Raw genomic sequence first — 11,584 nt, 5'->3', positions numbered from 1 at the left:
CATAGTTACGTTAACCTTGAGAAAAAAATAATACAGAAAGTATACCAAAGATTAGTATATCAACATTTTTTCCATGACTGGCTTATCGTTTTCAGCACCTTGCTTGTTGTTGCAGGTTGCTATTTTTCTACATGATTTTAGAAAAATTCCTGATAATAAAGAGCAAAGATATAAACTATAATTAAAATCGACAACAAAAAACGTTTTTTTAATAATTTTATTCATTTACTACAATATGTTTAAATACTAACTAGTTTTCCTTACTTTTGTTGCCCTAAACTAAAATTTTAAAAAGAAATGAGAAAACTACTGCTTTCATTAGGATTAGCGGGTTTATTAACTACCGCTTCATTTGCTCAAAGTGGACCTAAAAATGCACTTGGATTGCGTTTTGGAGGAAACTCTGGCTTAGGTACTGAAATTTCATACCAAAGAAATTTATCGCGCAACAATCGTTTAGAGCTAGACCTTGGTTTTAGAAACAACAACGATTACAACGCAACAAAAATCACGGGTATCTACGAATGGGTTTGGAATATTGAAGGTAACTTTGATTGGTATGCGGGTGTTGGAGCTGCTGTAGGGAATTACAATTACAAGTACAACCACGGAGGTGTAAGATACAAAGACAATGGTACCTTTGGTTTAGTAACAGGTACAGTTGGTATTGAATATACCTTTGACTTCCCGTTGCAAATTGCACTTGATGCACGTCCTGAACTATATTTAAACGACTCGTATCGCGACGGACTATACCTTGATTTTGGTCTAGCTGTACGTTATAAATTCTAATACACTAAATTTCTCTTTTTCTTACAAACGATACAAAAATAGCGAGGAACTCCTCGCTATTTTTATTTTGCTAATTTTCGTTCAACCACACTAACCAATCTTCGCCTACTTTAGGCCAATTGCGTACACTGTGATCAGGAATATACTTTTCATCTACAGGAAAAAAATTGTGCTCTGTACCTACATAAGCCTTAAACGTAAAGTTTTTCCATCCTTCTTTTATTGCTTCTACTCGTAAATAATCATTGAAAGGAGCACTCCAATCTTTGCTCCCATAGGTTACCAAAACAGGAATTTTCATTTCCTTAAAATACGACATAGAAGATTGTGAAAAGGCATAGGTTGCCTTTGGACTATCCCCTCGTTCATCGGTTGTACTATCTTTATTTTCTACAATCCAATCCCAGTGATCGAATAGTCTTTCTGCTTCTTGGTTTTCTTGTGTTTCTGTATATCGCAGTTCGCTTATAATAGCCAAAATACGTCCCATAGGATTTCCTCCTGAATAAATGAGATGCGTAATCTTAGGATACAATGCTGCCATCTTAGCTGCAATTGTACTACCTTCTGAATGACCAACGACAATTAATCGATCTTTAGCAACCCAATCTTCCTTTTCTAAATCCTTCAGTATTTCAATATTTCGCTCAACATAGTAGTCGAGGTAATTTCGCTCTGTATAAGCGGTCGGAATTTTATCTAGGGTATTCATATAGCTATAGGGAGGACCTATTTCCTCTAAGTCAACGACAAGAGGTATGCCTGGTTTTCCTACAAAAACTAAATGATACTGTTCGATATAATCTTCCATATCAACTGGAAAGGCTAATATTTTATCCTTATAATATTTCAATACAGGTTCTGGCGTACTGCCTTGGCAAAAGAACAACAAAGGTTTGACTGTGTGTTCTTCTCCTTGCTTTGATTTGATTACCACATCAACCTGATCCTCACGATATTTGAAAATGCGGTGTTCAAATCCTAATTCTTCAGCCGTTTTAGTTTGAGCAAAAGAACAAATTCCTAGAAAAGCGACTAGTAGTACAATGCTTTTTTTCATTACTTCCTCTTGAGATACGTTATTTATTTCTTAACCAAAAAGATAAATATAACATTATTTCAATTGAATTCCTTCACCATCTCTACTCTTACCCTCTGGAAGCAGCAATTACTTTTTTCGTAAATCTCAACATAGATCTATACTTATTCTTTAGAGGAGTGGGTTCTAGAATTAATTCTCTGTCGAATTCAAATCCTTTTTTCTTACAAAGTGTTATACTTTTATCGTTTTCCTTTTCAACTGTGTAAATAATTTGTTGTGTTGGAATACTAGTTTCTATGAGTGTTATTGCTTGTTCCAAGAGTGCGCTTCCCCACCCTTTTCCCTGTTGTTCTTCACTTACCCATACGCCAATTTCAACAGAAAATAAATGAATGTCATTAATCGTTAAACAACCTACAAAGCGGTTTGAATCGCGTTCAAAAGCCAATAAAACCAAACATGTACCTTGTTTCATTTCCTCTTGAGATTGTTCGATATATGCCTTAACTAAAACTGGATGTGAAAAGGAATCAATACTCAAATACTGTCCGATTGATGGAGTAAAATACTGCTGTAATAATGCATGATCTCCTTGGTTTATTTTTCTAAAAACCAAGGCATTTGTTTCCCATTGATGTTCAGGAGCAAACACTGTTCTCTTTTGAGGGGTAAGCATTCCAATAATCATTTGTATTTCTAGCTTCATTCCCTCTTGAATAAGGTTGAATGTCTGTAGATTGTCAATCTCTTCACTTGCCGCTATTACACTTCCCAATAAAATAAACCACGTATTCTTTTCAACTTTCTTTTTCTCAAAGTCGTTGTTTACGCTTGTTTCGTTTTTCTCTGTCTTTTCATCACCCTCTACTTCGCGATATGTGCTCCAACATTTCCCCATCTTATGCAGTAAAACAACCCATAATCTCAATTGAACCTCACGATCAAGGGTTGTTACATCATCATTGAAATAGGTACCTAAGGCTTTAATTAAATGGATATAAACCACAGATAACACCTCCATGGTTTCTATTTGGACAAGAACATTCGCCCAGGTCGCTTCTCCTCTACCCACTGCAAGTAATAACTCTCCTAACTCTCGTTCCTCCTCCTGCAAAAAGGGAAGTTCTAGAAGGGTATCAAGTTGATCCGTATATGAAATTTTCATTTTACACTAATTACATACAAAAAAAGCCCAATTTAATTCCAAAAATTAAAATGAACTTTTCTAAAATACTGTTTTTTTTTCGAGCTTATTATTTTGTTGCGTTATCTTTTCGATAATGTAACATATCCAATACTTTTTCTTCGCTAATTTTTCGTTCAAAACTACTGTGGTATACATAACCTAGCTTTTCGGCGATATTGATACTACCCGCATTATTTCGCTCTACGTTGTAGATTAAATAGTCTACTGTTAAGTTGTCAAAAACGAATTGTTCCAAAGCTTTTACCAATTCAGTTCCATATCCTTTTCCATTGGCACTTTCTTTTAGCCAAAGCCCTATAGAAATTGATTCATCACAAATATCGTGTATTCCACAACATCCAATGAATTCACCTGTTTCTTTATCTGTAGCAAGTAAAGTAATGTCTTTTTGTTTTTCTAATTGACCTAAACTATAAGCAACAAAGCCATATGTATCTTCTTTCTTTCCCGTAGGAATAAAAGGTAAGAATTTTGCTACTGTAGGGGTTAATGCTTTAAAAATATCCTCTACATAGCTATCGTTAACGATTATAAACTTCAAGCGATCACTTGAAAAACTTAGGTTTGCATCAAATTTCATATGGTACTCTATTCGTTGGGCCAAAATAAGGGATTTTATTTTAGCATTATTTTTTATTTCTGTTGCAAATATAGGGGATAATTTGAAGTGAATGTCGATTCACTTCGCGAAAAAGCACGTCTTTTTTTCTGTATTTCCATAGACGACGCCTTTATTTACACCAACACAAGCTTTTTGTTGTCTTTTTTTTTATTCATAGTACCCTCATCCTTAATGGAGTAAAAAAAAACAGCCTTTTATCTTTAAATTTCCTTTGATTTTTACTTGCATAAAATAAAAACTAATAGTATGTTTGCTCCTGTAAAAATGAGGGATTCCTCAGTTTTTAGGAGAGGTGCCGGAGTGGTAACGGAGCAGATTGCTAATCTGTCGACTGGTAACGGTCGCCAGGGTTCGAGTCCCTGTCTCTCCGCTTCTTCGGGGTGTAGCGTAGCCCGGTCATCGCGCCTGGTTTGGGACCAGGAGGTCGCAGGTTCGAATCCTGCCACCCCGACTTTTAGGGTATCAGAATGTGCCTAAATCCGTAAGTATCAATTACTTACGGATTTTTTTATTTTTAAATGTATCATAATAATCCATAGTAAATCAATCTAAATGTGAGCTATTAGGTGAGCTATTTTTAAAAGGTAAATTAGCTCACCGAATCGAGTTTAACTATCTGTATTTCAGTAAATTAAATACAATTCATTATAGTTTAATTCAGTGCTTTTTGGTCTTGTTTGAGTACTATTCAGGTGAGTAGTTTTTAAAAACCATATCAAAACAGTTCGGTTAACATTAAAATAGATTGATATGAAAACAAAAAACACATTTGGAATACACTTTATAATACGTGTTTCTAATTCAAACAAAACAGTTCCATCCCTTATCTATGCAAGGATAACGGTAAATGGACAACGAACAGAAATTTCTTTAAAATTAAAAATATCCCCTACTTCTTGGGATAATATTAAAGGAAAAGCGAAGGGCAAAAGTGAAGACACGGTTCGAATCAACGCACATATTGAGCGAGTACGTTCTCTCATTACAGATACCTATCATCAATTAGTCCAACAAAAAAGAGTTGTCTCCATAGGAGCTGTTAAAAATATCTTTCTTGGGCATGATGATACCGAATCATCACTTTTAAAGCTTATAGACTATCACAGAGAGATTGCTACAAATAAATTTATGGTACACTAAAGAACTATTTCTCTACAGAAAAGTACCTTAAAAGCTATTTGCGTAAAGTACACAATCGAACTGACATCTATTTAAGTGAGATTAACTACAAATTTATCTTTGACTTTGAAAACTTCTTAAGAAACTGCAAACCTATTCATAAACATCAACCATTAAATAACAATGGCATTATGAAACACATTGAAAGATTTAAAAAGTTAATCAACTTAGCTATCACAATGGAATGGATTGAAAAAGATCCCTTTACCAAATACAAACTTCACTTTGAGAAGACAGAAAGAGGGCACTTAACTAAATCTGAACTTGAAATCCTTGTAAACAAGAATTTTGCAATTGAAAGATTACAAGCTGTTCTTGATATGTTTTTGTTTAGTTGTTATACTGGTTTAGCTTATATAGACATCTTTAACTTAACACCACAAAATATAGCTAAAGGAAGTGATGGGAAAGAGTGGATTATATCAAGTAGAGAGAAAACTAAAATACCTGTTAGGGTTCCACTACTCCCTGAAGCCTTGGAGCTAGTTAAAAAGTACAAAGAACATCCTATAGCCTTTGCAAAAGGAAAAGTTTTTCCTGTTATTAGCAACCAACGAATGAATGGTTACTTAAAAGAGATTGCTATTATATGTGAGATAGATAAAAACTTATCCTTTCACTTAGCTAGACATACCTTCGCTACAACTGTTACATTAAATAACGGCGTCCCAATTGAATCTGTAAGTAAAATGCTAGGTCATACTGCCATACAGACTACTCAAATTTATGCTAAAGTATTAGAACATAAACTAGGTGAAGATATGGATAACTTAAGGGAAAGAAGACTTACTCAAAAAAATCACAAGTACAACTTTGAAAAGTCAAAATAAACCTTCTAAAGACAACAGAACTTAACTAGCACAAATAAATTGTTATTTAGGGTTAGAACTAAGCTTTTAGTAGCTTATAACAAATCAAAACTAACCCTAAATACTATGTATTATGAAAGTAGAATTTATCACAAAAGAAGATCTTGAGATTTTTAAGCAAGAGATTATTACTGAGATAAGAAGGTATAGCCCTTTTAATAGAAAGAAAGATCAACAGATAAAACAATGGATCAAAAGCTATGAAGTAAGAAAGCTTCTTGGTATTTCTCCTGGTACCTTGCAAAATATGAGAATAAATGGTACCATACCCTTTAAGAAGATTGGTGGATTGATATTTTATAGGTACGAAGATATTTTAAAGATGATGGAGAGTGAATGAAATGAGTCTCTTGACTATCTAAGAGAATATAACATAAATTGTATTAGTCTGTATTTCTACGATTACAATCTATCCTCAAATTCAATCTAGTTAAGCCTGATTCAAAACAAAATGAATCAGGTTTTTTTTATTTAAACAATTGTAACAAGTTCATTTCTATGTAAAAACTCTTCACAAGTCAATAAATTGAAAAAATATTGTAAGACAGTCTTACAATATTTTTTTTCGAAGATTATTTATAATTTCTAATTAAATAAAAAAGCTGTCTTAAAATAAACTAAGACAGCTAAAACGTATTTTAATGTTATTCAAATTCCCTATTTTTAAATAACTAGGTAATAAATTTAAAAAAGCTATCTTAATTTATAGATAGCTTTTAATCTTATATCATAAAAAATTTTCAGCCCACCAAAATTTCTTACAATTAGAACAAAAATATATAAATAAATTAAATAAAAAAACAACCATGTTCACTTCCTATGAAATATCATTTTCTCCTAGTACAATCTAATATGTTTTTTAAAAACATCTAAAGAACATGTTTATTTATTTACAATTAATTTTTATTTTTTTATATACTACTTTACTTTTTATTAATTTTACGTCTATAATTCCTATTTTTCATATAATCCTTTTTTAGCATTCATTATATCTGAACTCCTTTAATTACTTTATCTACACCTTTCCATTTTTTTTCTTGAAGTAATTCAGTATATAAACTAAATAATATACCCTTCATCTTTTAGGATCATAGTATCTGAGTCTATTGTAATATAATCTACATTGCTTTTCTGTTTTGATTTTAAAATATCCGCACTCTTAATTTTCAATGTCTGATTTCTTATACCTCTTTTCTCATTAATCTCTATGATTAACATTTGCTTATCAGACAAAGTAAACTGGTCAAACATAAAAATATTATCTTGTTTACTATGACTAATGATAATTTGAAAATCACTATAACTTCTAATTGGTTTTAAAGCTACTTCTTGAATTGTAGTTCGTTTTGTAGTTTTCCTATCTTTAATTTTAAAGCTAACATAGTCAACAGTGTATGGTAAATTGCTTTTGTTATTAATAGAGATGTGAAAATAAAGTTTACCATCTTGAATATAGATACTTTTTAACCTTGCTTCTACTGAGTAATTTTTACTTTTAATGTTTAGCTCTTTCTTATTCTTCTTTATGATTGCTTTCATAAAAAGATCTGTTAAACTTGGAGCTGTCTTACCTAAATCCTTAAATAGGACTTCGCTTTGCTTTTTACTGTTATGTTTTTCAAACTTGGTTAAATCATAGCTCAGTTGTATTGGCTGTTCATTGTAGGTAGCATTGAAACTATAGTATTTACCATCGTTTGTAATTACAGTAAAATTCGTTGGTGAAATATCCTCTTTTACTGTTTTTAATCGAAGTACATTAGAAGTTGCTTCTACTTTATTGGCTATTATTTCACTACTTCCAAGATCCACATATTCAATACTACTTGGAAACAGAATATGCGTTGTTTTGTTTTGGGTAAGTTCTACCTCGTAAGGAATTACCTCAGCGTTTAATAGGCTTATAGATTGACTACTTTTTTGAGCTATTACTGTGTTTACTGCTATTAGACACAGCAGCATATATTTAATAAATGTTTTCATAATGATCTGTTTTACTTGGTTATTGATTTTTATTCTTTAGGTACAAGAAACAGTTCTTGTCCTTGTTTTAAGGTTACTCTCTGGGCTTTTACTTTCTTTGAAAAGTAACCAGACACTCCTTGAATAAGTCCTTTAGTTAGATCTCCTGCTATTTGGTCTGAAGCGGATCTACTCATCGATATACTCGTTCCTGTTGTCTGTCCCATATTGGCGATGATCTCTTTTGAAGCGCTTATTTCTTGAAGGTCTAATACCTCAAGTCCTTTTTGCCCATAGTTATCATAACCAATAAGCTCTGTTTCTATGATGGTATCATCAATTTTAATAGAGTTTACAATGAGTTCTAATCGTCCACTGTTTACTTTGACTTTAGCAATCAGCGTACTTGCTTCAGGTAATAGAGCTCCGTTTATAACGATACTCTCTAAGAGTCTTAGTTTGATGTAACCTTCGTTTATAATAACCTGATCTTCTTTGATACTGACTCTTATACTGTTTTTATGAGTTTGTGTTTTACGTTCTCCTTCAGCGGTATAAAAGGTTTGATTATTTTCAGAACTAATTGGTAAGAAATCTTGTAAACTCATCGGTTTTACAAGTGAAGAGACAATCTCTTTACTTGTTTTATCAAGCGCTGTTATAGTCTGCTTTTTACTAGAGATAGTTTTGATATTTGTACTCTCATTTGAAGGTGATAATTCAGTTTGGTTTTGACCACCTGGCAAATACTTTGCAGCCATCTGAAACGACTTTTCCATAAGCTCTAATTGATTATCCATTGTAATAGGCGTTGGAGTATCTTTTTCTTCTAATCGCTTTTCTAATTCTTCTATCTGATTTTTAAGGCGATCTGTTTCTGGATTTTCAGTACTATCGTAAAAACTACTGAGCACCTCTTGGCTTTGCTTATAGTTCTGATAAGACCTCTCATAAGGCGTATAAGTAGGCTCCTGATTGTAATCTTGATGATTATAACCGCTATTAGACTCTTCTTGCGACTCATTCCAATAATCCGCTAAGGAGTGCATCTGGTTTTCATTTTCTTGTTGCTTCTGCTCCCATAGCTCTTTTTCATAGGCTTTGACCTTATCTGTTGGCATCCCCTCAGTTATAGCCTCCGGAACTGAGTCATTATGTGCGATAAACTCTTTGTCTTCAGGTTTAAATAAAAGATACATAGCACCTAGAAAAACAATACCCATTAAAGCAAAAACAATATGCTTTTTGTGTTTTTCTATAAGTTCCTGAAATACTTTATTTTCTTTAGGTACTTTCTCTATTTGGTAGGTTTTATCTGATTGATTGTGATTCATAACTCTTGATTTTAAAAGGTGATTGTGATTCTATCTTTTGCCTATCAAGCAAATACTTTACAGGTTTGATATTGCTTTGTTTCTCTTGACTACCGGATGTTAGTTTAGAACTAAAGCTTGTCTTTACAATAAAAAGGCAAACAAGGCTGTAAAGTGTAAATACAGCAAGTAATAAAACTCGTTGCCTTTTTATTGAAAGGCTATTCCAATAGATTTGCAGTCTACTGGAATAACTATGTCTTAAAAGTTGTAATTTATTCATGGATTAGTTTTTTAGCGTTTAACAACTTCTAAATCTTTGTTCTCTACGACGGTAAACTTTTCGATAATAAACCCCTGAGGGTTATTATCAGACCGAACAGCAGATATGAGCTGACTACTTGTTACAAGATTTCTTTTAGTTAGATTACTTGATCGTATGATGTACTGGGTGGCATAAGTCATTGTCTTATAGGGATAGTTATTAAAGTCTATTTTAATACTATCTACCTCAACTCGTTGTTGAATATTTCCTGAGATCACTCTGCTGTAATACCCCTTTTCAAGTAGGTCTTTGTAGTAGTCAAAAGCGCTTTTATCCGAGAGGTTAAACGCTCTTTGCATATTACCCTCAATGGCTGCCTTCTCAGGCGAGAGGGTAAAGAAAAGCTCGTGAAAACGCCTTACGTGTTCCCTTGCCTCTACTGGTCTATTTATACTTGCGTCTTGAGACAGGGCAAGCATAAGTGATTTACCCTTGTCTAGTACATAGATCTTCTCTCTTTGCTCTTTAGCAAAGTCATAGCTTTTGTAGATAGTAAATCCAACTATCAAAAGACAAACCGCAGCAAATACAATAGCGTAGAGCCTTATTTGCTGAAAGCTATTTTCTATATTTCGAAGTGATTTAAATTCCATGGTTTTATTAGTTTTAATAATTGATTGTGTCTATTTCTTCATGAGTTTCCCTGCAATATTTCCAGCTGTGGCACCTGCTCCTGCTGTTGCCATATTTCCAACTTTCATTACTGTTTGATTCATATTGCGCATAAAGTTTCCTGCTCCACCAGCTTGAATAACCCAGCCTGTTACTGTAGGAATTGTAAAATATCCCACAATGCCAATAATCATAAAGATCACATAAACAGTGTTGGAGGTATCTGGAATAAAACTAGGATCTGTAAGCATCTGCATATCTCTTTCGATAATTAGCGATTGAATCTTAGCAAGCATGGCGCTAAATAAATCCGCTACTGGAAGCCAGAGATAGACGCTTATGTACCGCGTAAGCCACTGGGTAATTGTAGATTCAAAACCACTCCATATTGAGATGGCGAAGGCAATGGGACCTAGTATGGACAGCACCACTAAAAAGAACGTGCGAATCGTATCAATAACAAGAGCTGCGGCTTGAAAAAGCATTTCTAAAAAATCTCTAAAGGCATCTCTAATTACTTTCTGCGTTTCATAAATTCCCTTTTCTATATACATCCCACTCATGGTTGCTAAATCAGAAGGGGACCAGCCAAGCTCATCAAGCTTTTTGTCAAACTCTTCCTTAGAAACTAAATAAGCAGTCTCTGGATTTCTGAGCATGGCTTCTTTTTCTAAAACATCTTTTTGCTGTTGTAAACTCGTTAAATCAATTACTTGATTCTCTAGTATTTGATGTGTCCCTTTAACAACTGGGCTAAGCACCGTGTTTAGTGTTCCAAGTACAAGTGTTGGAAAAAACATAATACAAATCCCCAAAGTAAAGGGCCTTAGCATGGGATACACATCAATGGGCTCTGCGCTTGCTAGGGCTTGCCATACTTTTAACCCAATGTAGAAAAGAGCCCCAAGACCGGCTGCACTTTTAGCCACTCCTGCCATCTCAGCCGATAGTGGCATCATATCGTAATAGAGATTTTGAAGTACCTCATGTAAATTACTCTCTCCCATAGCTACCAGTATTTTTGATTGGAAGTTCCATAGAGATCAAGCACTCTTTGAGCGTTGTTTTTCTTCTTAGCCCTGAGTATACTGATACCAATATTTTTTCTAGTATAATAACTCACTAGATTGTGATAGTCCTTTACTTCTTTGTAAACTCTGTCTATTACATCCATGCGCTCTTTATCGTTTAACGAAAGACTTGAAGCGCTTATAATCTGCTTGAGTTCTTTTAAAAGCTCGGTACTCTCATTTAAAAGAATGGCGTAACCATTAGCAATAGCGACAAGTTCCTGAGCAGAGAAATTTGGATCATTGAGCATTTTACCAAAGTTCTTGACATACAGCTCAGACACATCTCCAACAAGGAGCACTGTCTGTTGTACCTTCCTTGCATCCTTAATCAAATTATTCACCGCCTGTAGCTTGTCATAATACTCTTTGCCTTGTTTATAGACTTTTTCTACTTCTTTGAAGTTCTTAATTACATTATCCACTGTAGCAGAAGTTTGGATAATTTCATTGGCGCTATTTAATATACCTGAAGCTAAATTTCCAGGATCACTCACCACCCATTGGGCGTGACTTTGTAGGGGTAGCACTAGTAGCACAGCTACCATTACTACCTGAATTAATTTTTTCATTGTGATTGAGTTTTGAATT

At 33.7% G+C, this 11,584-nt stretch carries 11 protein-coding genes, 2 tRNA genes, 1 pseudogene and 1 riboswitch; of the genes and pseudogenes, 5 read left to right on the top strand and 9 right to left on the bottom strand.

The genetic code is table 11. The annotated features are described in order from the left end of the window. Positions 1-55: 55 nt before the first annotated feature. Positions 56-161: riboswitch (SAM-I-IV-variant riboswitch) on the bottom strand. A gap of 136 nt (positions 162-297) precedes the next feature. Next, a complete protein-coding gene (locus tag H4K33_RS00640) occupies positions 298-792 on the top strand; it encodes a hypothetical protein (protein ID WP_182646574.1) in 495 nt (164 codons plus the stop codon). A 70-nt stretch (positions 793-862) separates the two neighbouring features. On the opposite strand, the gene H4K33_RS00635 is transcribed toward H4K33_RS00640, so the two are convergent. The 3 genes from H4K33_RS00635 to H4K33_RS00625 form a co-directional block, all read right to left on the bottom strand. Continuing rightward, complete coding sequence (locus H4K33_RS00635) at positions 863-1,852, bottom strand: S9 family peptidase (RefSeq protein ID WP_182646573.1); 990 nt, start codon at positions 1,850-1,852, stop codon at positions 863-865. An 88-nt stretch (positions 1,853-1,940) separates the two neighbouring features. Beyond that, the gene (locus H4K33_RS00630; protein WP_182646572.1) at positions 1,941-2,999 is read right to left on the bottom strand and encodes a GNAT family N-acetyltransferase; all 1,059 of its coding nucleotides are present in this window, start codon (positions 2,997-2,999) and stop codon (positions 1,941-1,943) included. A gap of 88 nt (positions 3,000-3,087) precedes the next feature. After that, on the bottom strand, positions 3,088-3,621 hold the full coding sequence (locus H4K33_RS00625; RefSeq protein ID WP_182646571.1) for a GNAT family N-acetyltransferase: 534 nt from the start codon (positions 3,619-3,621) through the stop codon (positions 3,088-3,090). Positions 3,622-3,949: 328 nt separating this feature from the next. Between H4K33_RS00625 and H4K33_RS00620 the strand changes: the two genes are divergently transcribed. The 4 genes and pseudogenes from H4K33_RS00620 to H4K33_RS00605 all read left to right on the top strand — a co-directional run bounded on the left by H4K33_RS00620 (position 3,950) and on the right by H4K33_RS00605 (position 6,051). After that, a tRNA-Ser gene (locus H4K33_RS00620) sits at positions 3,950-4,033 on the top strand. A 6-nt stretch (positions 4,034-4,039) separates the two neighbouring features. Continuing rightward, positions 4,040-4,114, top strand: a tRNA-Pro gene (locus H4K33_RS00615). Positions 4,115-4,413: 299 nt separating this feature from the next. Continuing rightward, positions 4,414-5,672: pseudogene (locus H4K33_RS00610) on the top strand (site-specific integrase). 112 nt (positions 5,673-5,784) lie between these two features. Beyond that, positions 5,785-6,051: a helix-turn-helix domain-containing protein gene (locus H4K33_RS00605; protein ID WP_182646570.1), complete on the top strand. Its 267-nt coding sequence runs from the start codon at positions 5,785-5,787 to the stop codon at positions 6,049-6,051. A 719-nt stretch (positions 6,052-6,770) separates the two neighbouring features. Here H4K33_RS00605 and traN read toward each other — a convergent pair. From traN to H4K33_RS00580, 6 genes are read right to left on the bottom strand one after another with little or no spacing between them, the layout of a single operon-like run. Next, positions 6,771-7,694: a conjugative transposon protein TraN gene (gene traN / locus H4K33_RS00600; RefSeq protein ID WP_182646569.1), complete on the bottom strand. Its 924-nt coding sequence runs from the start codon at positions 7,692-7,694 to the stop codon at positions 6,771-6,773. Positions 7,695-7,723: 29 nt separating this feature from the next. Further along, a complete protein-coding gene (traM, locus tag H4K33_RS00595) occupies positions 7,724-9,007 on the bottom strand; it encodes a conjugative transposon protein TraM (protein ID WP_182646568.1) in 1,284 nt (427 codons plus the stop codon). Next, complete coding sequence (locus H4K33_RS16490) at positions 8,985-9,269, bottom strand: hypothetical protein (protein ID WP_255493506.1); 285 nt, start codon at positions 9,267-9,269, stop codon at positions 8,985-8,987. Before H4K33_RS16490 ends, traM begins: the two co-directional genes overlap by 23 nt. 11 nt (positions 9,270-9,280) lie before the next feature. Beyond that, entirely contained in the window at positions 9,281-9,904 is a 624-nt protein-coding gene (gene traK, locus H4K33_RS00590; RefSeq protein ID WP_182646567.1) for a conjugative transposon protein TraK, read from the bottom strand. Positions 9,905-9,934: 30 nt separating this feature from the next. Then, positions 9,935-10,930: a conjugative transposon protein TraJ gene (traJ, locus tag H4K33_RS00585; RefSeq protein WP_182646566.1), complete on the bottom strand. Its 996-nt coding sequence runs from the start codon at positions 10,928-10,930 to the stop codon at positions 9,935-9,937. A gap of 2 nt (positions 10,931-10,932) precedes the next feature. Then, on the bottom strand, positions 10,933-11,541 hold the full coding sequence (locus H4K33_RS00580; protein ID WP_370576647.1) for a DUF4141 domain-containing protein: 609 nt from the start codon (positions 11,539-11,541) through the stop codon (positions 10,933-10,935). Positions 11,542-11,584: the final 43 nt, after the last annotated feature.

It is taken from the genome of Myroides sp. WP-1 (assembly GCF_014145635.1).
In the GTDB taxonomy this organism is placed as follows: domain Bacteria; phylum Bacteroidota; class Bacteroidia; order Flavobacteriales; family Flavobacteriaceae; genus Flavobacterium.
Note: the sequence above shows the minus strand (reverse complement) of the source record. Positions and strands in the feature narration are given on the sequence as shown.